This is a genomic window from Leclercia sp. LTM14 (assembly GCF_023736175.1).
Lineage (GTDB): Bacteria > Pseudomonadota > Gammaproteobacteria > Enterobacterales > Enterobacteriaceae > Enterobacter > Enterobacter barmai.
Genome location: NZ_JAIKTT010000008.1, coordinates 42,564 through 68,332, shown reverse-complemented (window position 1 = coordinate 68,332; position 25,769 = coordinate 42,564). Strand labels below are relative to the sequence as shown.

15 protein-coding genes and 2 pseudogenes are annotated in these 25,769 nt (G+C 57.6%); 11 read left to right on the top strand and 6 right to left on the bottom strand.

Going from position 1 to position 25,769, the window contains the following annotated elements; genetic code table 11:
* Positions 1-57: 57 nt before the first annotated feature.
* Positions 58-1,236 carry a glycerate kinase gene (locus K5I40_RS16140; protein WP_223074748.1) on the top strand — a complete coding sequence of 393 codons (1,179 nt, stop codon included), beginning with the start codon at positions 58-60 and terminating at the stop codon, positions 1,234-1,236.
* Positions 1,237-1,674: 438 nt separating this feature from the next.
* Here the strand turns inward: K5I40_RS16140 and barA are convergent.
* Positions 1,675-4,431: pseudogene (gene barA, locus K5I40_RS16135) on the bottom strand (two-component sensor histidine kinase BarA).
* Positions 4,432-4,488: 57 nt separating this feature from the next.
* On the opposite strand from barA, the gene rlmD reads away from it, so the two are divergent.
* The 5 genes and pseudogenes from rlmD to eno all read left to right on the top strand — a co-directional run bounded on the left by rlmD (position 4,489) and on the right by eno (position 12,211).
* A complete protein-coding gene (rlmD, locus tag K5I40_RS16130; protein ID WP_039029933.1) occupies positions 4,489-5,787 on the top strand; it encodes a 23S rRNA (uracil(1939)-C(5))-methyltransferase RlmD in 1,299 nt (432 codons plus the stop codon).
* A 52-nt stretch (positions 5,788-5,839) separates the two neighbouring features.
* Entirely contained in the window at positions 5,840-8,077 is a 2,238-nt protein-coding gene (gene relA, locus K5I40_RS16125) for a GTP diphosphokinase (protein ID WP_039029934.1), read from the top strand.
* A 103-nt stretch (positions 8,078-8,180) separates the two neighbouring features.
* Positions 8,181-8,972 carry a nucleoside triphosphate pyrophosphohydrolase gene (gene mazG / locus K5I40_RS16120; RefSeq protein WP_223074749.1) on the top strand — a complete coding sequence of 264 codons (792 nt, stop codon included), beginning with the start codon at positions 8,181-8,183 and terminating at the stop codon, positions 8,970-8,972.
* 224 nt (positions 8,973-9,196) lie between these two features.
* Positions 9,197-10,834 carry a glutamine hydrolyzing CTP synthase gene (gene pyrG, locus K5I40_RS16115; RefSeq protein WP_039029936.1) on the top strand — a complete coding sequence of 546 codons (1,638 nt, stop codon included), beginning with the start codon at positions 9,197-9,199 and terminating at the stop codon, positions 10,832-10,834.
* 82 nt (positions 10,835-10,916) lie between these two features.
* A pseudogene (eno, locus tag K5I40_RS16110) lies at positions 10,917-12,211 on the top strand (phosphopyruvate hydratase).
* Between the two features lie 56 nt (positions 12,212-12,267).
* On the opposite strand, the gene K5I40_RS16105 reads toward eno, so the two are convergent.
* On the bottom strand, positions 12,268-13,482 hold the full coding sequence (locus K5I40_RS16105) for a glycosyltransferase (protein ID WP_223074750.1): 1,215 nt from the start codon (positions 13,480-13,482) through the stop codon (positions 12,268-12,270).
* A 254-nt stretch (positions 13,483-13,736) separates the two neighbouring features.
* Here K5I40_RS16105 and queE point away from each other — a divergent pair, with 254 nt between their 5' ends.
* A complete protein-coding gene (gene queE, locus K5I40_RS16100; protein WP_039029939.1) occupies positions 13,737-14,408 on the top strand; it encodes a 7-carboxy-7-deazaguanine synthase QueE in 672 nt (223 codons plus the stop codon).
* 20 nt (positions 14,409-14,428) lie between these two features.
* On the opposite strand, the gene K5I40_RS16095 is transcribed toward queE, so the two are convergent.
* Both K5I40_RS16095 and K5I40_RS16090 read right to left on the bottom strand, forming a co-directional pair.
* Positions 14,429-15,823: an MFS transporter gene (locus K5I40_RS16095; protein WP_223074751.1), complete on the bottom strand. Its 1,395-nt coding sequence runs from the start codon at positions 15,821-15,823 to the stop codon at positions 14,429-14,431.
* Between the two features lie 26 nt (positions 15,824-15,849).
* A complete protein-coding gene (locus tag K5I40_RS16090) occupies positions 15,850-17,019 on the bottom strand; it encodes a M20 aminoacylase family protein (RefSeq protein ID WP_138370553.1) in 1,170 nt (389 codons plus the stop codon).
* A 171-nt stretch (positions 17,020-17,190) separates the two neighbouring features.
* Here K5I40_RS16090 and K5I40_RS16085 point away from each other — a divergent pair, with 171 nt between their 5' ends.
* Positions 17,191-19,530: a helix-turn-helix domain-containing protein gene (locus tag K5I40_RS16085; protein WP_223074752.1), complete on the top strand. Its 2,340-nt coding sequence runs from the start codon at positions 17,191-17,193 to the stop codon at positions 19,528-19,530.
* On the opposite strand, the gene queD is transcribed toward K5I40_RS16085, so the two are convergent.
* A complete protein-coding gene (queD, locus tag K5I40_RS16080) occupies positions 19,515-19,877 on the bottom strand; it encodes a 6-carboxytetrahydropterin synthase QueD (RefSeq protein ID WP_039029943.1) in 363 nt (120 codons plus the stop codon). The genes K5I40_RS16085 and queD overlap by 16 nt on opposite strands.
* 307 nt (positions 19,878-20,184) lie before the next feature.
* Between queD and cysJ the strand changes: the two genes are divergently transcribed.
* The 3 genes from cysJ to cysH all read left to right on the top strand — a co-directional run bounded on the left by cysJ (position 20,185) and on the right by cysH (position 24,504).
* Positions 20,185-21,990: an NADPH-dependent assimilatory sulfite reductase flavoprotein subunit gene (gene cysJ / locus K5I40_RS16075; RefSeq protein ID WP_138370555.1), complete on the top strand. Its 1,806-nt coding sequence runs from the start codon at positions 20,185-20,187 to the stop codon at positions 21,988-21,990.
* Positions 21,990-23,702: an assimilatory sulfite reductase (NADPH) hemoprotein subunit gene (gene cysI, locus K5I40_RS16070; protein ID WP_138370556.1), complete on the top strand. Its 1,713-nt coding sequence runs from the start codon at positions 21,990-21,992 to the stop codon at positions 23,700-23,702. The genes cysJ and cysI overlap by 1 nt, the downstream gene beginning before the upstream one ends.
* Positions 23,703-23,769: 67 nt before the next feature.
* Positions 23,770-24,504: a phosphoadenosine phosphosulfate reductase gene (cysH, locus tag K5I40_RS16065; RefSeq protein ID WP_223074753.1), complete on the top strand. Its 735-nt coding sequence runs from the start codon at positions 23,770-23,772 to the stop codon at positions 24,502-24,504.
* Positions 24,505-24,617: 113 nt separating this feature from the next.
* Here the strand turns inward: cysH and K5I40_RS16060 are convergent, their stop codons facing one another.
* Positions 24,618-25,661: an aminopeptidase gene (locus tag K5I40_RS16060; RefSeq protein WP_039029947.1), complete on the bottom strand. Its 1,044-nt coding sequence runs from the start codon at positions 25,659-25,661 to the stop codon at positions 24,618-24,620.
* Positions 25,662-25,769 lie beyond the last annotated feature (108 nt).

Here is a 25,769-nt window from a genome sequence, read left to right as displayed (position 1 = left end):
TTTTCTCTTGCGTGACGGGTGTATGCTTATGGTAGTCAACATGCGTAAGGACGGCTTATGAAAATAGTTATCGCACCGGACTCTTACAAAGAGAGCCTCAGTGCCCTGGCAGTGGCAACGGCGATAGAGCAAGGATTTTGCGAGATTTTCCCGACGGCGGAGTATGTGAAACTGCCGGTTGCCGATGGTGGCGAGGGCACCGTGGAAGCGATGGTTGCCGCCACTCAGGGTGACATTATTCAGGTGCGGGTAACGGGGCCGCTCGGCGAGCATGTTGACGGTTTTTATGGCCGCTCCGGCGATGGCAAAAGCGCGTTTATCGAGATGGCGGCGGCCAGCGGCCTGGAGCTGGTTCCTACGGCCCAGCGTAATCCGCTGAAAACCACCTCCTGGGGAACCGGGGAGCTGATCCGTCATGCGCTGGATGCGGGCGTAAAACATATCATCATCGGCATTGGCGGCAGCGCCACCAACGATGGCGGCGCAGGGATGGTGCAGGCGCTTGGCGCGAAGCTGCTGGATGAACAGGGCCACGCCATCGGCGCGGGCGGCGGCGAGCTGGAGAAGCTGGCACGTATCGACATCAGCGGCCTGGATAAACGGCTGGCGGAGTGCCGCATTGAGGTAGCCTGCGACGTCACCAATCCGCTGACCGGCGACAACGGCGCCACCGCGGTGTTTGGTCCGCAGAAGGGGGCAACCCCGGAGATGATTGTTCGCCTCGACCGCGCGCTGACGCAGTATGCCCGGATCATCGCCCGCGATCTGGACGTTGACGTGCTCAACCTGGCCGGCGGCGGTGCCGCGGGCGGTATGGGTGCGGCGTTATATGCCTTTTGCGGCGCGCAGCTGCGCCAGGGCATTGAAATTGTGACCGATGCGCTCAACCTTGACAGCCAGGTGGCCGACGCCGATCTGGTGATCACCGGCGAAGGGCGGATCGACAGCCAGACCATCCATGGCAAAGTGCCGGTGGGCGTGGCGAAGATTGCCAAACGCCACAATAAACCGGTGATTGGCCTCGCGGGCAGCCTGACGGCGGACGTCGGCGTGGTGCATGAACACGGCATCGACGCGGTGTTCAGCGTGATTTACACCGTCTGCACGCTGGAGGAGGCGCTGGAAAACGCCGAGGAGAATGTGCGGATGGCGGCGAGGAATATTGCAGCGGTGCTGAAGGTGGGGATGGGGACAGGTCAGAAAGGCCAGGAGGTCTCAGAAATTTTTCATCTTTAAAGCGAAGATTTTTTAGGAAAAATTAATTAGTTACAGCGATGACAAGGTCCGGCTGAAAATCGCCGAAGCGTTTCCGTAAGGCCGGGGCGAGGCGCATGGACGCGCCGAGAGGGCATAGCCTGCATGGATGCAGGCTGGTGCCCGACCCGAAAGCCTGAAGGAATAAGCTGAGGACAAAATTGCCGGGAGCAATTTTGGACAGCGCTTGCGCTGGCCCCGAAGGGGTGAGCCCCAGGGATGGGGCGAACAATCCGCGAAGCGGCGATTTTCTTGCCGGTAGCCCGGGTCGCCAGGGCGGTGGCGATTGAGCCGCCCTGGCACGTTCACCGGTTCCGTTGTAACAGAGAAGCACGACTCTGGAAGTGAACGGAACAGCCACCGGTGCGGCATATTCTCCCTCACCCCAACCCTCTCCCTCAGTGAGAGGGGGTCGCTGTACTACCCCAGCACCTTCATCGCTTCCCGCGTGACGTTATCCATCTCATCCAGCAGCTCCAGGAACTCCGGTTCCAGCTCGCTCTCCGGCGTGCCGGAACGTAACTGCTGTTCCAGCAGCTGACACAGATTCTTCAGGCGCGGCACCCCGCTATACCCACAGCTGCCGTGCAGCTTATGGATCGCTCCAAGCAGGTCTTCCGGATCTTCACCTACCAGCTGCTCTTCCACCTTATTGCGGATCTCCGGCAGGAAGGCCACCAGCATCTGCAGCATCTCCCGCGCCAGATCGTTTTTACCCGCCGCCTGACGCAGCGCCAGCTGCCAGTCGAGGGTTGCACTGCTGTTAACCACGATCGCCGGGGGCTCCGGCGGGGCTATCCGGTTGCCCGTGGCGGGGCCGGGTTTGTAGCGCAACAGCAGGCTGCGCAGCTTCTCTTCTTCGATCGGCTTCGCCAGATAGTCGTTCATCCCGGCGCTCAGCAGCTTCTCTTTTTGACCCGCCATCGCATGCGCCGTTACGGCGATAACCGGCGTTTGCAGGTGATGAGGAAGCTGGCGAATCAGTTCACAGGCGCGGATGCCGTCCATGCCGGGCATCTGAATATCCATCATGATCAGGTCAAACGGCATCTCCTTCGCCCGCTCCACGGACTGCAGGCCGCTTTCGCACAGTTCGACATGCTGCACCTGATCCTCCAGCAGCGCGCCAATCAGCTTCAGGTTGGCGGGGTTATCATCCACCGCCATCACGGTCATCGGCAGTTTGCTCTCATCGCTGATCGCAGGCGCGGCGTGATGGTTCAGGCGGCAGTACTCGGTCAGGGTCGGCAGCAGGCGGGTGGCGGTCAGCGGTTTCAGCAGACAGGCGGCCGCTCCGTCATGCTTAAGCTCCTCGGCGTTAATCTGCGCATGGCACGGCAGGGCCAGCAGCAGATAATCGGTCATCGAGGCCGCTTTCGCCAGCCGCTCCTGCTGCATGCTCAGCTCGCCGGTAAAGGTCACCGGGATCCCCATCAGCAGGATGTCGTAATGGTCAACCGGCAGTGCGGAGAACCCCGGGCTGTAAACCACCTCCAGCGGAGTGGTGCTCAGCACATCGAGGGTGCTTTGCGCGGCGGCGGTATTCGGCTCCACGTACGCCAGCCGTTTACCCTGCAGGCAATCCATGGCCAGGCGGTCGGTCAGGACATTCGGGTTCAGGTCAAGATTGATATGGAACCAGAAGGTCGAGCCCCGGTTAGGCTGGCTGTGGAAGGAGATATCTCCCCCCATCTCGTTAACCAGTTTCTGGGTGATCACCAGCCCCAGCCCGGTGCCGCCGTGGCGACGGGAGATGCTGGCATCGGCCTGACGGAAGGCCTGGAACAGCCGGGACTGATCCCGCTCAGGAATACCGATCCCGGTGTCGCGGATCTGCACCTCAATCTGCACCTTGGTATTACTGATGGCGCGCTTTTCAACCAGCACGTCGATGTTACCGCTCTCGGTGAATTTAATGGCGTTACCCACCAGATTGGTGATCACCTGCTGCAGGCGCAGCGGATCGCCAATCACGTTGTCCGGCACGTCGTTTTTAATGTTGAGCGTCAGCTCCAGCCCTTTATCGTGAGAGGAGTGCGCCAGCAGGGTGACCACTTCATCCAGGGTGTTGCGCAGCGGGAACGGAATGCTCTCGAGGATCAGTTTGCCCGCCTCGAGCTTGGAGAAGTCCAGCACGTCGTTGATGATCGCCAGCAGGTTATTAGCCGAACGCTCGATGGTATGCAGGTGGTCGCGCTGGGTCGGGTTGAGCTCGGTTTTCAGGGTCAGGCGGGTAAAGCCGATCACCCCGTTAAGCGGGGTGCGCAGCTCGTGGGACATGTTCGCCAGGAACTCTGACTTGATGCGGGCCGCCTCCTGGGCGCGTTTTTTCGCCAGATCCAGCTCGACGTTCTGGATCTCCATCTGCTCCAGGGTTTCCCGCAGGTCGGAGGTGGCCTGATCGACGTTATGCTGCATCTCCTCGTGGTACGCCGCCAGCGACATGGCCATCGAGTTGATGCCGTTTTTCAGCATATCCAGCTCGCCGAGCATAAAGCCTTCGACGCGGCTGTCGAGCTGGCCCCGGCGGATGCGGTCGACGGTATTCACCATGTTGCGGATAGGGCTGGTCACATCCCGCATCAGACGCCAGCCGAAGATCAGCGCGATGCCGATACAAAACAGCATCATCACCGTGGAGATAAAGATCTCCCGGTACTGCTACAGCCGCACGGACTTGAGATCCAGCTCCAGGGCCACATATCCCAGCAGGTTGTTATTGGGCTTGGCGTCCGACGCGGGTGATTCATCCGGTGAATAGCTTTCCGAGATAATCGGCGTGCGCAGGATCATTTTTTCGCCCTGGCGGATCACGCTCAGCCGCTTGGGAAACGCGGAACCGTCCGGCAGCTTCAGGGTATCCGGGTCAAGCTGGATGTTGGAGGTGACGAACAGGCGATTATTTTGGTCATACACCGAGATAGCCCGCACAATCTCTGAATGACGGCGATGCAGAATGCTGATGAGCTGGCCTATTGGCTCGCGATTTTGCAGGTTCATGCCGTATTCGCTGGAGACTGCCAGCGGCTCAATAATGCTGGCCCCTGCGTCCTCGAGCTGGCGCTGCAGGTCGTTATAACGGTGCACCACGAAGAAGGTACTCAGCAGTAAACCAATGAGTACGGTAGGGGCGAGGATCAAAATCATCATGCGCGCACGCAGGCTGTAGTTGGTCATGGAGTTCCGTTATGGGACAATTAGAGTCAATATGTTCATTTGAGAAAATTCCCGGCGATGGCGCAATTCTACTCTGCAAAGCGACGCGTGACGACGCGTCAGATCATAACTGTTGAAGTGACAGACCTCGATCCGTTCGGACAGGGGGTGGCGCGCCATGAGGGAAAGACCGTGTTTATCCCCGGACTGCTGCCCCAGGAGCGTGCGGAAATCACCCTGACGGAAGAGAAACGTCAGTACGCACGCGGGCAGGTAAAGCGTCGTCTTAATGATAGCCCGGAACGCGAAACGCCACGCTGTCCGCACTTCGGCGTGTGCGGCGGCTGCCAACAGCAGCACGCCAGCGTTGCGCTCCAGGAGCGCAGCAAAAGCAATGCCCTGGCGCGCTTGCTAAAGCACGACGTCGATGAAGTCATCGCCGATAAGCCCTGGGGCTACCGCCGCCGGGCGCGTCTGAGCCTGAACTGGCAGCCGAAAACCGCGCGTCTGGAGATGGGCTTTCGCAAGGCCAACTCCAGCGACATCGTGGACGTAAAACAGTGCCCCATTCTGGTGCCCCGTCTTGAGGCATTGCTGCCAGAAGTGCGCAAATGCCTTTCTGAGCTGCAGGGGGCTCGCCATCTCGGGCACGTTGAGCTGGTGCTGGCCAACAGCGGTCCGCTGATGGTTCTGCGCCATACGGCGCCGCTGTCGGCCCAGGATCGTGAAAAACTGGAACGCTTTTCGCATTCCCTTGACCTTGCGCTTTATCTCGCTCCGCAAAGCGAGATACTTGAGCAACTGAGCGGTGAAACGCCCTGGTATGATTCAGACGGGCTACGCTTAACGTTCAGTCCGCGCGATTTTATTCAGGTCAATGACGGTGTAAATCAGCAGATGGTGGCGACCGCGCTGGCGTGGCTGGATATTCAGCCAGAAGACCGGGTGCTCGACCTGTTCTGCGGGATGGGCAACTTTACCCTGCCGCTGGCAAAACGGGCGCACAGCGTCGTGGGCGTAGAGGGCGTGGCGGCGCTGGTGGAAAAGGGGCGCGACAACGCTGTTCACAATGCGCTGCAAAACGTGACATTTTTTCATGAGAATCTGGAAGAGGATGTCACCAGGCAGCCCTGGGCGGCGCACGGTTTCGATAAAATCCTGCTGGACCCGGCACGCGCGGGCGCGCCAGGCGTGATGCAGCATATTATTAAACTCGCCCCTAAACGCGTGGTCTATGTTTCCTGTAATCCGGCGACGCTTGCCCGGGATAGCGAGGCGTTACTCGCGGCGGGTTACCAGATTCAGCGTCTGGCAATGCTTGATATGTTCCCGCACACTGGACATCTGGAATCAATGGCGTTGTTTGAACACAACTGATGAGTTTCGGCTTGTCGAATTCGACAGGCAAGGGTCCCTAAAGGAGAGGACAATGGTTGCGGTAAGAAGTGCACATCTCAATAAAGCTGGTGAGTTTGACCCACAAAAATGGATCGCAAGTCTGGGGATTGCCAGCCAGCAGTCGTGTGAACGCTTAACCGAAACATGGGCCTATTGTCTGCGCACCACTCAGGGGCACCCCGACGCCGAGCTGATGCTGTGGCGCGGCATTGAAATGGTCGAAATCCTCTCGATGCTGAGCATGGATATCGAAACGCTGCAGGCTGCGCTGCTGTTCCCGCTGGCGGACGCGGAGGTGGTCACAGAAGATGTCCTTCGCGAAAGCGTGGGTAAATCCGTTGTCGCCCTGATCCACGGCGTGCGCGACATGGCGGCCATCCGCCAGCTTAAAGCCACCCACACCGATTCGGTCTCCTCTGAACAGGTCGATAACGTCCGCCGTATGCTGCTGGCGATGGTGGATGATTTCCGCTGCGTGGTGATCAAGCTTGCGGAACGCGTCGCCCATCTGCGGGAAGTGAAAGACGCGCCGGAAGATGAACGCGTGCTGGCGGCGAAAGAGTGCACCAATATCTATGCCCCGCTGGCGAACCGTCTGGGGATCGGGCAGCTGAAATGGGAGCTGGAAGATTACTGCTTCCGCTACCTGCACCCGGCGGAATACAAACGCATTGCTAAGCTGCTGCACGAGCGCCGTATCGACCGTGAACACTACATCGACGAGTTTGTCGGCGGCTTGCGTAAGTCGATGAAAGAAGAGGGCGTGAAGGCCGAAGTGTATGGCCGTCCGAAGCATATCTACAGCATCTGGCGCAAAATGCAGAAGAAGCATCTCGCCTTTGACGAGCTTTTTGACGTGCGCGCCGTGCGTATCGTGGCCGAGCGGTTACAGGACTGCTACGCCGCGCTGGGTATTGTTCACACCCATTACCGCCACATGCCGGATGAGTTTGACGACTACGTCGCTAACCCGAAACCGAACGGCTACCAGTCGATCCACACCGTGGTGCTGGGGCCGGGCGGCAAACCGGTCGAGATCCAGATCCGTACCAAACAGATGCACGAAGAGTCCGAGCTGGGCGTCGCCGCGCACTGGAAGTACAAAGAGGGCACCTCAGGGGGGGCGCGCTCCGGGCACGAAGATCGCATCGCCTGGCTGCGTAAGCTGATTGCGTGGCAGGAGGAGATGGCCGACTCCGGCGAAATGCTCGACGAAGTGCGCAGCCAGGTCTTTGATGACCGGGTCTACGTCTTTACGCCAAAAGGCGACGTGGTTGACCTGCCTGCGGGTTCAACGCCGCTCGACTTTGCCTACCACATCCACAGTGACGTGGGGCATCGCTGCATCGGGGCCAAAATCGGCGGGCGTATCGTGCCGTTCACCTATCAGCTGCAGATGGGCGATCAGGTGGACATCATTACCCAGAAGCAGCCGAACCCGAGCCGCGACTGGCTGAACCCGAACCTCGGCTATATCACTACCAGCCGCGGGCGCTCAAAAATTCACGCCTGGTTCCGCAAGCAGGATCGTGACAAGAACATCCTTGCCGGGCGTCAGATCCTTGACGACGAGCTGGAACATTTAGGCATCCACCTGAAAGAGGCGGAAAAATTCCTGCTGCCGCGCTACAACTTCAACGAGCTGGATGAGCTGCTGGCCGCCATCGGCGGCGGGGATATCCGTCTTAACCAGATGGTGAATTTCCTGCAGGCGCAGTTCAACAAACCGAGCGCGGAAGAGCAGGATGCCGCGGCGCTGAAGCAGCTGCAGCAGAAGAGCTACAACCCGCAGCACCGTAGCAAAGAGAAAGACAACGGCAGGGTGGTGGTGGAAGGCGTCGGTAACCTGATGCACCACATCGCCCGCTGCTGCCAGCCGATCCCCGGGGATGAGATCGTCGGCTTTATTACCCAGGGGCGCGGGATCTCCATCCACCGTGCGGACTGCGATCAGCTGGACGACTTACAGTCCCACGCCCCGGAACGCATCGTGGATGCGGTGTGGGGCGAGAGTTATTCTGCCGGTTATTCGCTGGTGGTGCGGGTTTCGGCCAACGACCGCAGCGGCCTGCTGCGCGACATCACCACCATTCTGGCGAATGAAAAGGTGAACGTGCTGGGAGTTGCCAGCCGCAGCGACACCCGTCAGCAGCTCGCCACCATCGATATGACTATCGAAATCTATAACCTGCAGGTACTGGGCCGGGTGCTCGGTAAGCTGAACCAGGTGCCGGATGTGATTGACGCCCGTCGTCTGCACGGCGGTTGATCTATCTCCCCGGCGGCGCGTCGCTTGCCGGGGCCACGCTTTTACATAGGCCGGGAAAGGCGTCAGCCGCTACCCGGCAACCTCGATTCAAACAGGATAAGACATGACCCAAATCGACCGCCTGCTCGGCATTATGAAACGCCTGCGCGACCCGGAAAACGGCTGCCCGTGGGATAAAGAGCAGACTTTCGCCACCATCGCCCCCTACACCCTCGAAGAGACCTATGAGGTGCTGGACGCCATCTCCCGGGAAGATTTTGACGATCTGCGCGGCGAACTGGGGGACCTGCTGTTCCAGGTGGTGTTCTACGCGCAAATGGCCCAGGAAGAGGGGCGCTTTGATTTCAACGATATCTGCGCCGCCATCAGCGACAAGCTGGAGCGCCGTCACCCGCACATCTTTGGCGATGCCACCGCTGAGAACAGCCACGAAGTGCTGGCCCGCTGGGAGCAGATCAAAAGCGCGGAGCGGGCGGAAAAGTCGCAGCATTCCGCGCTGGATGACATCCCGCTGAGCCTGCCGGCGCTGATGCGCGCGCACAAGATCCAGAAACGCTGCTCGACGGTGGGGTTTGACTGGACGACTCTCGGCCCGGTGCTCGACAAAGTGCATGAAGAGATCGACGAGGTGATGCACGAAGCGCAACAGGCGGTTGTGGATCAGGAGAAGCTGGAAGAGGAGATGGGCGATCTGCTGTTTGCCACCGTCAATCTTTCGCGTCATTTAGGGGTAAAAGCCGAAGTGGCGTTGCAAAAAGCGAACCTCAAATTCGAGCGTCGCTTCCGGGAAGTGGAGCGCATTATCGCTGCCCGCGGCCTGGAAATGACCGGCGTGGACCTCGAGGCGATGGAAGAAGTGTGGCAGGAAGTAAAACGCCAGGAATCTGATCTCTAACGGGTTTTTGCGATCAAGCGCAATTTGTGTGATTTTTTAAATGACAAGCGCTTGATTTGCGTCAAAAACATTTACCCAAAAGGGGCTATTTTCTCACTCCCAATGTGAGTCAAAGCCTGAGACAGGAGACGGAGAATGAAAGTTTGTGGCGCTCGCCGTGTTCGGGTATACTACTTTCCCGTCCTGGTTATTCCATCGTTTCACCCTAACTTCTCAGGTTCAGCATGACAACGAACTATATTTTTGTGACCGGCGGGGTTGTATCCTCTCTGGGTAAAGGCATTGCCGCAGCCTCCCTCGCAGCCATTCTTGAAGCCCGTGGCCTCAATGTGACCATGATGAAGCTGGATCCGTACATCAACGTCGATCCAGGTACCATGAGCCCAATCCAACACGGGGAAGTGTTCGTTACTGAAGACGGCGCTGAAACCGACCTGGACCTGGGTCACTATGAGCGCTTCATTCGCACCAAAATGACCCGTCGTAACAACTTCACGACTGGCCGCATCTACTCTGACGTTCTGCGTAAAGAGCGTCGCGGTGACTACCTGGGCGCAACCGTTCAGGTTATCCCACACATCACCAACGCCATTAAAGAGCGCATCATTGCCGGTGGCGAAGGCCACGACGTGGTGCTGGTTGAAATCGGTGGTACCGTAGGTGATATCGAATCCCTGCCGTTCCTTGAAGCGATTCGCCAGCTGGCGGTGGATATTGGTCGCGAGCACGCGCTGTTCATGCACCTGACCCTGGTGCCTTACATGGCTGCCGCAGGTGAAGTGAAAACTAAACCGACCCAGCACTCTGTTAAAGAACTGCTCTCTATCGGTATTCAGCCTGATATCCTGGTTTGCCGCTCCGATCGTGCGGTTCCGGCCAACGAACGTGCAAAAATTGCATTGTTCTGTAACGTGCCAGAAAAAGCCGTTATTTCAATGAAAGATGTCGATTCCATTTATAAAATCCCGGGCCTGTTGAAATCACAGGGGCTGGACGATTATATTTGTAAACGATTCAGCTTGAACTGTCCGGAAGCTAACCTGTCTGAATGGGAACAGGTTATTTACGAAGAAGCAAACCCGGCAGGCGAAGTGACTATCGGTATGGTCGGCAAGTACATTGAACTGCCGGACGCCTATAAGTCAGTTATCGAAGCGCTGAAACATGGTGGCCTGAAGAACCGCGTTACCGTCAACATCAAGCTGATCGATTCGCAGGATGTTGAAACCCGCGGTGTAGAAATTCTGAAAGATCTGGATGCTATTCTCATCCCTGGCGGCTTCGGCTACCGTGGTGTTGAGGGCAAGATCGCTACCGCACGCTATGCGCGTGAAAACAATATTCCTTACCTCGGCATTTGCCTGGGTATGCAGGTTGCGCTGATTGAATTTGCACGCAACGTGGTGGGGATGGAAAACGCGAACTCTACGGAATTTGTGCCAGACTGTAAGTACCCTGTTGTGGCGCTGATTACCGAATGGCGCGACGAAGAAGGTAACGTCGAAGTCCGTACCGAGAAAAGCGATCTGGGTGGCACGATGCGTCTGGGTTCTCAGGCTTGCCAGCTCTCTGACGACAGCCTGGTACGTCAGATGTACGGTGCGCCGGTCATCACTGAGCGCCATCGTCACCGTTACGAAGTGAACAACCTGCTGTTGAAACAAATTGAAGCCGCGGGTCTGCGTATTGCGGGCCGCTCCGGGGACGATCAGTTGGTCGAGATCATCGAAGTGCCGAACCACCCATGGTTCGTTGCCTGTCAGTTCCACCCGGAATTTACTTCTACGCCGCGTGATGGACATCCGCTGTTTGCTGGCTTTGTAAAAGCCGCCAATGAGTTCCAGAAGCGTCAGGCGAAGTAAGAAAAGTTAGAACGGCAACGCGTACCAAAGGTACGCGTTGTTTGTCTGGAGTTTTAGTTTAACTTGTACTGAGGAAAATCTAATGTCCAAAATCGTTAAAGTCATCGGTCGTGAAATCATCGACTCCCGTGGTAACCCGACTGTTGAAGCCGAAGTACACCTGGAAGGTGGTTTCGTAGGTATGGCTGCTGCGCCGTCAGGTGCTTCTACTGGTTCCCGCGAAGCGCTGGAACTGCGCGATGGCGACAAATCCCGCTTCCTGGGCAAAGGCGTAACCAAAGCGGTTGGCGCAGTAAACGGTCCTATTGCTCAGGCAATCCTTGGCAAAGATGCCAAAGATCAGGCTGGCATTGACAAGATCATGATCGATCTGGACGGTACTGAAAACAAATCTAACTTCGGTGCTAACGCAATCCTGGCTGTTTCCCTGGCGAACGCCAAAGCAGCAGCTGCTTCTAAAGGTCAGCCACTGTTCGAACACATTGCTGAACTGAACGGCACTCCAGGCAAATACTCTATGCCAGTTCCGATGATGAACATCATCAACGGCGGTGAGCACGCAGACAACAACGTTGATATTCAGGAATTTATGATTCAGCCAGTTGGCGCGAAATCCCTGAAAGAAGCAGTACGTATGGGTTCTGAAGTGTTCCACAACCTGGCTAAAGTTCTGAAAGCTAAAGGCATGAACACTGCAGTAGGTGACGAAGGTGGTTATGCACCTAACCTGGGCTCCAACGCCGAAGCACTGGCTGTAATCGCTGAAGCGGTTAAAGCAGCTGGCTACGAGCTGGGCACCGACATCACCCTGGCGATGGACTGTGCAGCATCTGAATTCTACAAAGACGGTAAATACGTTCTGGCTGGCGAAGGCAACAAAGCATTCACCTCCGAAGAGTTCACTCACTTCCTGGAAGACCTGACCAAACAGTACCCAATCGTCTCTATCGAAGACGGTCTGGACGAGTCTGACTGGACTGGTTTCGCATACCAGACCAAAGTACTGGGCGACAAAATCCAGCTGTTGGTGACGATCTGTTCGTAACCAACACCAAGATCCTGAAAGAAGGTATCGAGAAAGGCATCGTTAACTCCATCCTGATCAAATTCAACCAGATCGGTTCTCTGACCGAAACTCTGGCTGCGATCAAAATGGCGAAAGACGCTGGCTACACTGCCGTTATCTCTCACCGTTCAGGCGAAACTGAAGACGCTACCATCGCTGACCTGGCTGTTGGTACCGCTGCAGGCCAGATCAAAACCGGTTCTATGAGCCGTTCTGACCGTGTTGCTAAATACAACCAGCTGATTCGTATCGAAGAAGCACTGGGCGAAAAAGCACCATACAACGGTCGTAAAGAGATCAAAGGTCAGTAATTCATACTGAACTTTAATCTTTAGAAAAACCCGCTTCGGCGGGTTTTTTTATGTCATTACGCCGTCGGGACGCTATGACGTGTGCGTACCGCCTGTTCAATAATTTCGGCAGCCCGTGCTGCCCCTCCGGCATTTATCAGCTGAGTCTGGAGGGCGGTGATGCGCTGCGTGTACTGCTTGTTTTCCAGCAGCTCGAGAAGATGCTGGCTGAGCGTATGGCTCGGCGAAAAACGGCAGGCCTTAAGGCCAATGCCGCTGAAAACCACGCGGGCGGCGACGCCTGGCTGATCAAACGCCAGCGGCACGGCGAGGATCGGCGTGGCGGTGGCGATGGCATCCATCACCGTATTCAGCCCTGCATGGGTAATGACGGCGCTGGCATCGCGTAATACCGCCAGCTGATCGGTAAATCCTACGGTTTGCGCCCCCGCACGCGCCAGCCGGGCGGTTTGACTGGCATTTAGCCCGTCACAGTGGGCAATAAGCAAGGGCACGCCAGCCTCCCGGCAGGCGCGGGTAATCTTGCGGAACAGTCCATAGCGGTAGCCCTGCAGCGTGCCTAATGATGCAAAAACAAACCGCTTTTTATTGCCGGAAGAGACCCCTGGCGGATCGTGGCGTAGCGGACCTACCGCATGGAAGCAGGCGGGCAAGGTGCGTGGAAAATCAAAGCCTGGGATGGTCTGGCTGATTTGCGCCAATGGCGACAGGCATTGATCCAGCCTGTTACGCGCAGGCAGACCAAACGCCCGGGCATGACGGGCAATGACCCGCCCCTGTCCCGACATCAGCCAGTCATAAACATCCGCGCTGGAGGCGTATAATTTCCGGCTGCGATCGCTGGTGCCATAGCGAAAAGGCATCACCGGCAAGGGGATGGTGCTATCCCGGTTTACCGGCAGGGCGCAGCAGATGGAGATAAAGGGCAGGTTGAGCGCTTGTGCGACCAGCCCTCCTGCCGGCTCCATCTGATCTACAATCACGGCGTCAATATTGTGTTGTCTGAAGGCATGGGGCAGTTCACGGCACAGCATATCGGTAACGCTTGCCATACCTGATATCAGGCGAAAAAATCCCGGCTCATGCATCCCAGACGGCGTGGGGTGACCCACCGGGATGAAGTGCGCCTGCGGTTCCCTGAGCAGCGAGCGAGCCTCTTCCTGCTGAAAAAAAGTGACCCGATGGCCGCGCACGATAAGGTGTTTCGCCAGTGCTTCCATAGCCTGCATATGGCTGTATAACGGTAGCGTTATTACCGCAAAATGGCTCATTCTGCTTGTCCAGTATTCTGATGGCGACTCAGTCAAGGGGGTTAACGTCGACGCGAGCCGGGTGGGGGATATCTTAAAAGCGTAGCGTAAGTTTTTATGTTTTTAACATTGCCTTCTGACAACGGCTTTCCACCATAAGGCCGTTAGCCTGGCTATCCTTAAACTGACAGGAATTAAATCGTGGCCGGGGTTGTTTTGCCTGATTATGTGCGATCTGCAATAATGCCCCCCCGTAAATCTGACCAGAGATAACTATGCAGTACCCGATTAACGAGATGTTCCAGACCCTGCAAGGCGAGGGTTACTTCACCGGCGTTCCCGCTATCTTCATTCGTCTGCAGGGATGCCCGGTTGGCTGTGCCTGGTGTGATACCAAACATACCTGGGAAACGCTCAGCGATCGGGAAGTTTCACTGTTCAGCATTCTGGCGAAAACTAAAGAGAGCGACAAATGGGGCGCGGCAAACCCGGACGATCTGCTGGCGATCATTGGTCGTCAGGGCTGGACGGCGCGCCATGTGGTGATCACCGGCGGTGAACCCTGCATTCACGACCTGATGCCGCTGACCATGCTGCTGGAAAGCAACGGCTTTAGCTGCCAGATTGAAACCAGCGGCACCCACGAAGTGCGCTGTTCCCACACCACCTGGGTGACGGTATCGCCAAAAGTGAATATGCGCGGCGGGTATGACGTGCTGTCCCAGGCGCTGGAACGCGCGGACGAGATTAAACACCCGGTTGGTCGCGTACGCGATATCGAAGCGCTGGATGAACTGCTGGAAACCTTAACGGACGATAAGCAGCGGGTGATTGCCCTGCAGCCGATCTCTCAGAAAGAAGATGCCACGCGCCTGTGTATCGAGACCTGTATCGCGCGGAACTGGCGTCTGTCGATGCAGACGCACAAATATCTGAATATCGCCTGACAGCCCTGCGGCCCCTGTGATTAAGGGGCCCGCAGTCTGGGTAACAACACCCAGGTCACTACCGCCGAGCCGAGACAAATCGCACTGTTAAACAGCAGCGCGTATTGGGCGGCGCTGGCCATGCCCAGAGGCAGCAGCAGGGCATACAGCGAAGCCGTCACGGCGATCCCCATTGCTCCACCCAGCGAACTCCCCATCTTGTAGATCCCGGACGCCACGCCGACTTTACTCTCCGGCGCGTTCATCACCGCCGTGTCAGTCGATGGCGTGGCGTAACAACCCAACCCCAGGCCAAACAGGACGTTGCTCAAAAAGACGGTGACGATATAGATCTCTTTGCTTAAGAAGGTGCAGGAGATAAAGGTAATGCCGATCGCGGTCAGCACGGGCCCGGTCATCATCGGCAGGCGGGCACCATAGCGTTGCAGCAGTTTCTCCCCCACGCGGATCATGGCGAGCACGGTCACCAGATACCCCAGGGTCATCATCCCGGTTTGCAAAGGCGTCAGATGATGACCCTGCTGCAGCCAGATGCTGGTGATCATCATGGTGCCAATACAGCCGTTGAGCATGAAGTTGGAGAGCACCGCCGCGCTGTAGGCCCGGTTTTTAAACAGCGCAAAATCAATCAGCGCCGCATCGCCTTTACGCAGGCCGGTTATGATAAAGCCCAGCGCCGCCAGGATCGCCGCCCCCAGCACCGCCAGCGACAGGCCGCTACTCCAGCCCCAGCTGTGCCCTTTGCTGATAAACAGGTTGAGCAGCACCAGCATAAAGACAAAACTCAACAGCCCGCCAATATCCAGCTTATGCTGACCAGCGCTGGCGCTCCGGCTTTCGGGCGTACCGCGGATGAGCAGCAGAGCTGCCAGAGCCATCACGATGGAGAAAATAAATATCCAGCGCCAGCCCAGGCTGGTGGCGATCGCGCCGCCCACAAACGAGCTCAGGCCGCTACCACCCCAGGAGCCAATTACCCAGAAACTGATCGCCCGCTGGCGCGCTTTGCCTTCGTACCAGGTTTTAATCAGCGCCAGGGTGGCGGGCATAATGCAGGCCGCCGACAGCCCCTGGATCGCCCGTCCCAGCAGAAAGAGCACCGGCTCCCGGGCCAGAAACAGCAGGCCGCTGCCGACAATACTCAGCACCAGGCCGATAACCGTCAGGCGCACGCGACCAAACTTATCGGCAAAGCCGCCGCTGGCAACGACAAAGCAGCCGCTGAATAACGCGCTGAGGCTGACCGCCAGCGTGAGCGTCTCCAGGGAAATGTCGAGGCTATTTTTCATGGCCGGCACCACGTTGATCACCGACTGGGCAAATAACCAGAATGTCAGAACGCTCAGAACAATACCCGCCAGCAGTCGATCGTTACCTGCAAAAGCCGGGGTGCCTGTCAGGGGAACGGTACTCATTGTGCAGCCCTCCTGGGGATACGCGATTAACGCAGATAGTGTTCGGTCAGGGCGCTCCAGAGCGCGGCACCGGTGAGCAGGATCTTGTCGTTAAAGTCATAGCCCGGGTTATGCACCATGCAGCGATCCGCTTCGTCGCCGGCACCAATGGTGAAGTAACAGCCGTCGGGGTTCTTCTCAAGCATGAAGGCGAAATCTTCGCTGCCCATAAATGCACCCACGGTGGCGACCGCATCCTGTCCGAACAGATCCTGGGCGACGGTACGCACCATCTCATTGGCGGCGGGGTTATTGGTGAGTACCGGGCTGCCGTTGATATGCCGGATTGTGGCCGTGGCGTTGAAGCTTTCTGCCTGCGCAACCGCGATGTCGTGGATACGCTGCAGAACGGTCTGGCGCACCTTCTCGTTCAGCGTGCGCACGGTCAGCTTCATCAGCACTTTTTCGTTGATGATATTGGGCGCATGTCCGGCCTGAATACTGCCGACGGTGACCACCGCAGGCTCAAACGGGGTGATATTGCGCGACACAATCGACTGCAGGGCGAGGGTGATGTGGCAGGCCACCAGCGTGGCATCGACGGTATGTTCCGGCAGGGCACCGTGCCCGCCGACGCCGTTAACTTCAATGTGCAGGGTGTCAGAGGAGGCCATCATGGCGCCGTCGCGCAGGCCAATTTTGCCGAGCTTTTGCCCGGGCATATTATGCAGACCGAAAATATGGTCGCAGGGGAAGGTATCAAACAGGCCATCTTCGACCATTACCCGCCCGCCGTACAGCAGCTCTTCAGCCGGCTGGAAAATCAGGTGCAGCGTACCGTTAAAATTGCGGGTGCGCGCCAGGTATTCGGCGGCATAGAGCAGGGTGGTGGTATGGCCGTCATGGCCGCAGCCGTGGAATTTGCCCGCAACGGTGCTGCTCCAGGCTTTGCCGCTGTCCTCCTGCATCGGTAACGCATCCATATCGGCGCGCAGGCCCAGGCGTTTGCTGCCGTTGCCCACTTTCAGGGTGCCTACCACTCCGGTTTTCGCCATTCCGCGATGCACGTCGTAACCCCACTGCTGGAGCAACTCTGCGACGCGCTGGCTGGTTTGTTGCTCCTCGAAACCGATCTCAGGGTGCTGATGAAAATGGCGGCGCAGCTCAATAAACTGCGCCTCGTTGCGCTGCAGTGCTTCAACAATCGGATGTGTCATTTTTGTTATCCTTTTTTTATCAAACAATGCTAATTTCGAGTTTATGCCGATCGCAGCGACGGAAAATGCACTTTTTTGTTGTGAAGCGACGCTTTATTTCTGATTGTTTTTCATACAATTCTGTTATGACAAAAAACAGCGCGTCATTATTTGTCTTCCCGGGAGGGGCAAATGGAGCAACGGGGTAGCGAATTTTCGGTGAAGGTGCAGGACATTCGTCAGTTTCATCAGGAGGAGGACGATGCACTGACCCTGCTGTGGCTGCTGGAAGGCAGCGCGGAACTGAAAACCGACCAGCGGCAGGTGACTCTGGAGGCGGATAGCCTGACCATCGTCAACCGTAATCAACGCTGGCAGCTCACCAGCGAGAGCGGGAATACGACGATGTGCGTTGTGCTTTCCGGACGCTGGATCCAGCAGCTTTGCCACGACTTTTTCGCCCACGATTACGCCATTCCGTCCGACGCCGGGGGCGGCTGGCCCCAGTGTGATGAGCTACGCCACCTCCTGCGCCAGCTGCTGGCAAGCACCCTCATCAACGAGCAGCATCGCTACCGGCTGGAAGCAATCCGCTGGCTGAGCGAGATCCTGCTGCTGCTGACCAGCCGGTTCCAGCAGCCCGCCCGCCTGATCCTGCGGGAAAACCATCCGGGCTTAAGCAAACGTATCGCCCGGGTGGTGGAACGCATCAACGCCAGCTACACCCGACGCATTACCCTGGCAGAAATCGCCGAAAGTGAATTTGTCTCGGAAGCCTGGCTCTCCCGTCTTTTTCGTAAAGAGATGGGCGTCAGTTTTATGCAGTACATTACGACCCTGCGGCTGGAAAAGGCCTCCGATGCGCTTCGCCTGACCAGTCGCCCGCTGCACCAGATTGCGCTGGAGCAGGGATTCGCCAGTACGCGCATGATGAGCGATCTGTTCCGGCGTCATTACCAGATGGCCCCGGGAGAGTTTCGTAAACAACGACGTTCTCACCCCGGTACGCCCCGTTTACGCCAGAGCACCGGGGAGCAGCTCTACCCGGTGGCGGTGGACAGGCTTTTCAGCCTGCTGAATCAACCCGAAACGCGCGGCCGGGAGCCGTCGTCATTAACCCCGCATCCGGTGCAGGAGAGAGTACTCGATCTGCCCCTTCTCAAACCTTCCGCGCCGCTGCGCCATACCCGAATGGTGGTGACGGTGCGTGAGCTGGACGATCTGTTGCGTGAGGACGTGCGTCGGGAGCTGGAAAAGCTCGGGGAGGCGATGCCCGTTTACGGGATCGATATCGCGGAACCCTTTCTCAGCAGCCGCCTGTTTGCCAGCGGCTGGGACGATCCGCAGATGGCGGGGTATGCCTGCTGGTACAACCTTCATCAGGTCTTCACCTGGCTTGGGCAAAAACAGTGGGCGGTGCTGCTGCATACCGGCCTGACCACCCGCACTGATTTGCTTGCACGCTTTTTACAGCAGTCGGTTAATCACTTTTCACCCGATATCACCGGCAGCTGGCAGTTTGTGATGCACTGGTCGACGCAGGCGAGCGAGGAGACGCGGTCACAGGTCTGGCAGGCCCAGCGGGCGACGCTTCGCGAGTATCTGCCGCAGGCGACGTTCGGCATCTGGCACCGCTTTTCCCCCGGCCATGGTGCGCAAAATGACGAGGCGCTGCTGAACTCCACTCTTCTTACGCAGGCCGATTTTTTGGCCTGTCCGGCCGATGCCAACGAGCTTCTCGATCTGGCGCAGCTGGATCCGGCCCATCTCTCCTCCTCAGAAAATTATCCGGTACAGAAGATCCGGCAGATCCTGACCTCGCTTCGCCAGCGCAAGATCTCTCTTCCGCTATGGCTGCTGTCGTGGAACACCCTCACCGGGAATACCCGGACGACCAACGGCGGGTTTTTCCGCGGGGCACTGCTGATGCAAAACCTGCTCGGGCTTTCGGAGCAGGTCTGGCTGGTGGGGTTCTGGCTTAATTCAGGCTTACAGGGCGAAGCGCGGGCCAACAACACCATCGATACGTCGAGCCTTGCCCTGCAGTACAACCACGGCCTGCCTCGCCCCATCTACTGGGTGCTCTGGCTGTGGCGACGCCTGCGCGGTGAAATGCTGGTAAACGAAAAGAACCTTCTGCTGTTGCGCCACCACAACGGATATCAGCTGTTACTGTGCAATACGGTGGTATTTAACCCGCTGCTCTCCAGCGAAGAGGCTTTTATTCAGCGTTTTCGCCAGCAGTACCATGTCCAGTTGAAGGGGTTAAGCGGCAGATGGCGGATTAAGTGCCACCTGTTTGATCAGCACAACGGCGCGCTGTACCCCTTAATTGAAGGCGTGCGCAGTGAAAGGGGGCCGGACGAAGAGATGTGGCGCTGGGTTGAGCATAAAGCGCGTCCAATGCTGTCAATGCATGATGAACGGCTTCATGAAGGCTGGCAGATAGCGGAATCGCTGGAAAGCAACGCGCTTATGCTCTTTGAGCTCGCGCCGTTGCTTCCTCATGAGGGGGATCACTCGCCGCGATAGATGCAGCCGGCGGTGCAGGTCTCTTTGATCATCACCGCGCTCAGCAGCGGCACCAGCGGTTTCATCTCATTCCAGATCCACTTCGCCAGCACTTCGCTGGTCGGATTTTCCAGCCCTGGAATATCATTCAGATAGTAGTGATCGAGGCGGTCATAGGTCGGTTTGAACGCCGCTTTCAGTTCGGAGAAATCCATAATCCAGCCGGTATGCGGATCGACTTCACCCGTGATCTCCAGACGCACCATAAAGGAGTGCCCATGCAGGCGACCACATTTATGCCCTTCCGGGACGTGAGGCAGATGGTGGGCGGCTTCGAACATAAAATCTTTAAACAGCGTGGTGGACATCGTGGACTCTCAAAAATGCGGAAAAAACCGGCGTAGAGTACCGGAAAGTACATTTTTTATCATTAACTAAAACGGCCATTATAGGGAGGGCACCGGATGGCCAGTATAACCACTCTTTTTCTCTATATTTTTCAATCGGATAATTAATCAGTTTTATCGTTAAGAACAATAACTAAAAGAGGTTAGTCCATTTGGTTATTTATTATTTCCATCCCTTCTTTAATTGTTATGATCCGCGCCGTTAACCTTACACTCTGTTCTGTCTTTCAGATAAAAATTCAGCTTTGCTACTGGAACATAACGACGCATGACAACACAGGCCCCACCTTCAAATTTGCTTCCCCTGAACCCGGAGCAACTGGCACGCCTGCAGGCGGCCACCACTGATTTCTCGCCCACCCAGCTTGCCTGGGTATCCGGTTATTTCTGGGGAATGCTCAATCAACAGCCGGGGGCTGTGGCGAGTGCACCGGCTGCGGCCGTTGAGATCCCGGCGATTACGCTTATCTCCGCCTCGCAAACCGGCAATGCCCGCCGCGTGGCTGAAGCCCTGCGCGACGATCTGCTCGCAGCCAAACTGAACGTGAACCTGGTGAACGCCGGGGATTATAAATTTAAGCAAATCGCGTCAGAAAAACTGGTTGTCGTTGTGACCTCTACCCAGGGCGAAGGTGAGCCGCCTGAAGAAGCGGTTGCGCTGCATAAGTTCCTGTTCTCGAAAAAGGCGCCAAAACTGGCGGGCACCGCGTTTGCGGTATTCGGCCTGGGCGACTCCTCCTACGAATTCTTCTGCCAGTCGGGCAAAGATTTTGACAACAAGCTGGCCGAACTGGGTGCTGAACGCCTGCTGGATCGCGTTGATACCGACGTTGAATACCAGACCGCGGCGGCCGAATGGCGCGCACGTATTGTCGATGTGCTGAAAGCCCGCGTCCCGACCGAGACGCCAGCCCAGGCGGCAGCCACTGCCACTGGCGTGGTCAACGACATTCACACCAGCCCGTACACCAAAGAAGCCCCGCTGACGGCGAGCCTGTCGGTGAACCAGAAAATCACCGGTCGTGATTCTGAAAAAGACGTGCGCCACATCGAAATCGATCTGGGCGACTCCGGCCTGCGCTACCAGCCGGGCGATGCCCTGGGTGTCTGGTACCAGAACGATCCGGCCCTGGTGAAAGAGCTGGTTGAGCTGCTGTGGCTGAAAGGCGACGAGCAGGTCACCCTGGACGGCAAAACGCTGCCGCTCTCTGAAGCGCTGCAGTGGCATTTCGAGCTGACCGTGAATACCGCGAACATCGTGGAGAATTACGCCACCCTGACCCGCAGCGAATCCCTGCTGCCGCTGGTGGGCGACAAAGCCAAACTGCAACACTACGCAGCCACGACGCCCATCGTCGATATGGTTCGTTTCTCGCCAGCCCAGCTGGATGCTGAGGCGTTAACCAGCCTGCTGCGTCCGCTGACGCCGCGTCTGTACTCTATCGCCTCCGCGCAGGCCGAGGTGGAAAGCGAAGTTCACGTCACCGTAGGCGTGGTGCGTTACGACATCGAAGGTCGTGCCCGTGCCGGCGGCGCATCGAGCTTCCTGGCGGATCGCGTGGAAGAAGAGGGCGAGGTGCGGGTCTTTATCGAGCACAACGACAACTTCCGTCTGCCTGCCAACCCGGAAACCCCGGTCATTATGATTGGTCCGGGCACCGGCATCGCGCCGTTCCGCGCCTTTATGCAGCAGCGTGCTGCCGACGAAGCGCCGGGCAAAAACTGGCTGTTCTTCGGCAACCCGCACTTCACCGAAGATTTCCTCTATCAGGTGGAGTGGCAGCGCTACGTTAAAGAGGGCGTGCTGAGCCGTATCGATCTGGCCTGGTCCCGCGATCAAAAAGAAAAAATCTACGTACAAGACAAACTGCGCGAACAGGGCGCAGAGCTGTGGCGCTGGATCAATGACGGTGCCCACATTTATGTCTGCGGCGACGCCAATCGCATGGCGAAAGACGTTGAGCAGGCTTTGCTGGAAGTGATTGCTGAATTCGGTGGCATGGATACTGAATCGGCGGATGAATATTTAAGTGAGCTGCGCGTCGAGCGCCGTTATCAGCGAGATGTCTACTAATGAGCGAAAAACATCCTGGCCCTCTGGTGGTCGAAGGCAAACTGTCTGATGCCGAGCGCATGAAGGTTGAGAGTAACTACCTGCGCGGCACCATTGCCGAAGATTTAAATGACGGTCTGACCGGCGGTTTTAAAGGCGACAACTTCCTGCTGATCCGTTTCCACGGTATGTACCAGCAGGACGATCGCGATATTCGCGCCGAGCGTGCTGAACAGAAGCTGGAGCCGCGTCATGCGATGCTGCTGCGCTGCCGTCTGCCGGGTGGGATCATCACCACCAAACAGTGGCAGGCGATCGACAAGTTCGCCCATGACAACACTATCTACGGCAGCATCCGTCTGACCAACCGTCAGACCTTCCAGTTCCACGGCATTCTGAAGAAGAACGTGAAGCCGGTACACCAGATGCTGCACTCCGTCGGGCTGGACGCGCTGGCAACCGCCAACGACATGAATCGTAACGTGCTCTGCACCTCCAACCCGTACGAGTCCGAGCTGCACGCTGAAGCCTACGAGTGGGCGAAGAAGATCTCCGAGCACCTGCTGCCGCGTACCCGCGCCTATGCTGAGATCTGGCTCGACCAGGAGAAGGTCGCGACCACGGACGAAGAGCCGATCCTCGGCCAGACCTACCTGCCGCGTAAGTTCAAAACGACGGTAGTTATCCCGCCGCAGAACGATATCGATCTGCACGCCAACGACATGAACTTTGTGGCGATTGCCGAGAACGGCAAGCTGGTGGGCTTTAACCTGCTGGTGGGCGGCGGTCTATCTATTGAGCACGGTAACAAGAACACCTACGCCCGTACCGCGAGCGAGTTTGGCTATCTGCCGCTGGAGCACACTCTGGCGGTGGCGGAAGCGGTCGTCACCACCCAGCGCGACTGGGGTAACCGTACCGATCGTAAAAACGCCAAGACCAAATACACCCTCGAGCGCGTGGGCGTTGAGACCTTCAAAGCCGAAGTGGAGCGTCGCGCGGGCATTAAGTTTGAGCCGATCCGTCCGTACGAATTCACCGGTCGCGGGGATCGTATTGGCTGGGTTAAAGGTATCGACAATAAATGGCACCTGACGCTGTTTATTGAAAACGGCCGTATCCTGGATTATCCGGGCCGTCCGCTGAAAACCGGCCTGCTGGAGATCGCGAAGATCCACAAAGGTGAATTCCGTATCACCGCCAACCAGAACCTGATTATTGCCGGCGTGCCGGAAAGCCAGAAGGCGAAGATCGAGAAGCTGGCGCGGGATCATGCCCTGATGGACGCGGTGAAGCCGCAGCGTGAAAACTCCATGGCCTGCGTGTCGTTCCCGACCTGTCCGCTGGCGATGGCCGAAGCGGAACGTTTCCTGCCGTCATTTACTGACAAAGTGGAAGCGATTCTGGAAAAACACGGCATTCCGGACGAGCATATCGTGATGCGCGTCACCGGCTGCCCGAACGGCTGTGGCCGCGCGATGCTGGCCGAGCTGGGCCTGGTGGGTAAAGCGCCGGGTCGTTACAACCTGCACCTGGGAGGTAACCGCAGCGGAACGCGTATTCCACGTATGTATCGCGAGAACATCACGGAACCTGAAATTCTCAACTCAATTGATGAGTTAGTCGGGCGCTGGGCGAAAGAGCGCGAAGCGGGTGAAGGCTTCGGCGACTTTACGGTGCGTGCGGGCATCATTCGCCCGGTGCTCGATCCCGCCCGGGATTTCTGGGAGTAATACCGCACGGGTTTTGTAGGCCGGGCAAACGCAGTGCCGCCCGGCAAAACAGGCAAATGAGGTTCCTATGTCCGTACTCGATCTAAACGCCCTTAACGATCTGCCAAAAGTCGAACGCATTCTGGCGCTGGCCGAAACCAATGCGCAGCTGGAGAAGCTGGACGCCGAAGGGCGCGTCGCCTGGGCTCTGGAAAACCTGCCGGGTGAATACGTGCTCTCGTCGAGCTTTGGTATTCAGGCGGCGGTCAGCCTGCACCTGGTGAATAAGATCCGCCCGGACATTCCGGTGATCCTCACCGATACCGGCTACCTGTTCCCGGAAACCTACCAGTTTATTGACGAGCTGACGGACAAGCTCAGGCTGAACCTGAAGGTCTATCGCGCAGAGCAGAGCCCGGCCTGGCAGGAGGCGCGCTACGGCAAGCTGTGGGAGCAGGGCGTTGAGGGCATTGAGAAATACAACGCCATCAACAAAGTCGAGCCGATGAACCGGGCGCTTTCTGAACTCAACGCCAAAACCTGGTTTGCCGGTTTGCGCCGGGATCAGTCCGGTAGCCGGGCGTCACTGCCGGTGCTGGCGATCCAGCGTGGCGTGTTCAAAGTGCTGCCGATTATCGACTGGGACAACCGTACCGTTTACCAGTACCTTCAGCAGCATGGCCTGAAGTATCACCCGCTGTGGGATCAGGGCTATCTGTCGGTGGGCGATACCCATACCACCCGTAAATGGGAGCCGGGTATGGCAGAAGAAGAGACCCGCTTCTTTGGCCTCAAGCGCGAGTGCGGATTGCACGAAGGGTGAGTTGTTGCCCCTCACCCTAACCCTCTCCCCAAAGGGGAGAGGGGATCGTTCGGTGCCGTCTTTTCTCCCTCGCCCCTTTGGGGAGAGGGCCGGGGTGAGGGGAACTCACGGCGCTACACTTTCCCCGCCTTCGCCAGCTCTTTCACCAGCGGCAGCATCACCCGCACCACGTCCCGGCTACGGTGTTCAATCCGCTTCGGCAGTGCCTCGTCAATGTGTTGCAGATTATCCAGCCTGACGTCATGCCAGCTGGTTCCTTCCGGAAACGCCTTCGATTTTGCCCGCTGCTGATAACCATCCTTTTTGCCCAGAGACCAGTTGGTCGCTTCGACATACAGCACCGGGATCCCGGCTTTGTCGAACACCTCGCCATCATTGCAGCAGCCGGTTCCTTTCGGATACGCGGCGTTGCCGCCCGGGTTGGTGGCAGCATAGATGCCGTGGGCGCGGGCAATGGCCAGTGCCCGGTCGCGGGTTAACTTACGCACCGGCCCGGGCGTGGTTTTGCCGCTGTTGAAATAGAGCTTATCCCCCACGATTAAGTTATCGAGGTTGATCACCAGCAAGGTGTTTTTCTTCTCTGCCGCGCTCATGCGTTTGAGGACATTCTCGGCGCCCAGCCGCCCCTCTTCTTCGCCGCTGGTGGCGATAAAGCGGATGCTGTACTGGGTGGGAATATCTTTCAGCTGGTCGGCCAGCTCCAGCATCACCCCGACGCCAGCGGCGTTGTCATCAATACCCTGTAAGGTTAGGCCGCCGAGGTTGTTGTCGGCATCGCTGTCACTCATCGGGGCGTAAGTATCGAGATGCGCCAGAATAATAATCTGCTGGGCGGCTTTACCTTCGTGGGCAGCAATCACGGTGCTGCCGGTCACGTTGTGCCAGTTCTTGCTCAGATTACGGGAGGTATAGATGTAGCGGCTCTGAAAGGTGCGGATATCGCTCTGGTAGCCCATACCGGCGAACTGCTGGCGCACATAGTCAGCGGAGAGCATTTCAGCGGGGGTGCCGGTCATCCGACCCGGGAAAAAGGTGGCAATATGACGCGCCTGCGTCGCGGCAACTTCGCCCAGAGGCGGGGTCTTAGCCTGAACCGTTCCGATTAAGCAAACGCCGAGCGCCAGGGCAACGTATCGGTGGCGCATTGCGGAAAACATAGTGAGTCCTTAAAAAAATAACGCAAAATTTTAACGCGCTTAGTATGAAACTGTGACTGCGCTTACACAATTTGATTTGCTCTTAAATGCCCGGAATCACGCGCGTTA

Coding starts and splice junctions, on each gene's coding strand:
- K5I40_RS16140 (WP_223074748.1), top strand. CDS start 58: ATGAAAATAGTTATCGCACCGGACTCTTACAAAGAGAGCCTCAGTGCC.
- rlmD (WP_039029933.1), top strand. CDS start 4,489: ATGGCGCAATTCTACTCTGCAAAGCGACGCGTGACGACGCGTCAGATC.
- relA (WP_039029934.1), top strand. CDS start 5,840: ATGGTTGCGGTAAGAAGTGCACATCTCAATAAAGCTGGTGAGTTTGAC.
- mazG (WP_223074749.1), top strand. CDS start 8,181: ATGACCCAAATCGACCGCCTGCTCGGCATTATGAAACGCCTGCGCGAC.
- pyrG (WP_039029936.1), top strand. CDS start 9,197: ATGACAACGAACTATATTTTTGTGACCGGCGGGGTTGTATCCTCTCTG.
- K5I40_RS16105 (WP_223074750.1), bottom strand. CDS start 13,482: ATGAGCCATTTTGCGGTAATAACGCTACCGTTATACAGCCATATGCAG.
- queE (WP_039029939.1), top strand. CDS start 13,737: ATGCAGTACCCGATTAACGAGATGTTCCAGACCCTGCAAGGCGAGGGT.
- K5I40_RS16095 (WP_223074751.1), bottom strand. CDS start 15,823: ATGAGTACCGTTCCCCTGACAGGCACCCCGGCTTTTGCAGGTAACGAT.
- K5I40_RS16090 (WP_138370553.1), bottom strand. CDS start 17,019: ATGACACATCCGATTGTTGAAGCACTGCAGCGCAACGAGGCGCAGTTT.
- K5I40_RS16085 (WP_223074752.1), top strand. CDS start 17,191: ATGGAGCAACGGGGTAGCGAATTTTCGGTGAAGGTGCAGGACATTCGT.
- queD (WP_039029943.1), bottom strand. CDS start 19,877: ATGTCCACCACGCTGTTTAAAGATTTTATGTTCGAAGCCGCCCACCAT.
- cysJ (WP_138370555.1), top strand. CDS start 20,185: ATGACAACACAGGCCCCACCTTCAAATTTGCTTCCCCTGAACCCGGAG.
- cysI (WP_138370556.1), top strand. CDS start 21,990: ATGAGCGAAAAACATCCTGGCCCTCTGGTGGTCGAAGGCAAACTGTCT.
- cysH (WP_223074753.1), top strand. CDS start 23,770: ATGTCCGTACTCGATCTAAACGCCCTTAACGATCTGCCAAAAGTCGAA.
- K5I40_RS16060 (WP_039029947.1), bottom strand. CDS start 25,661: ATGTTTTCCGCAATGCGCCACCGATACGTTGCCCTGGCGCTCGGCGTT.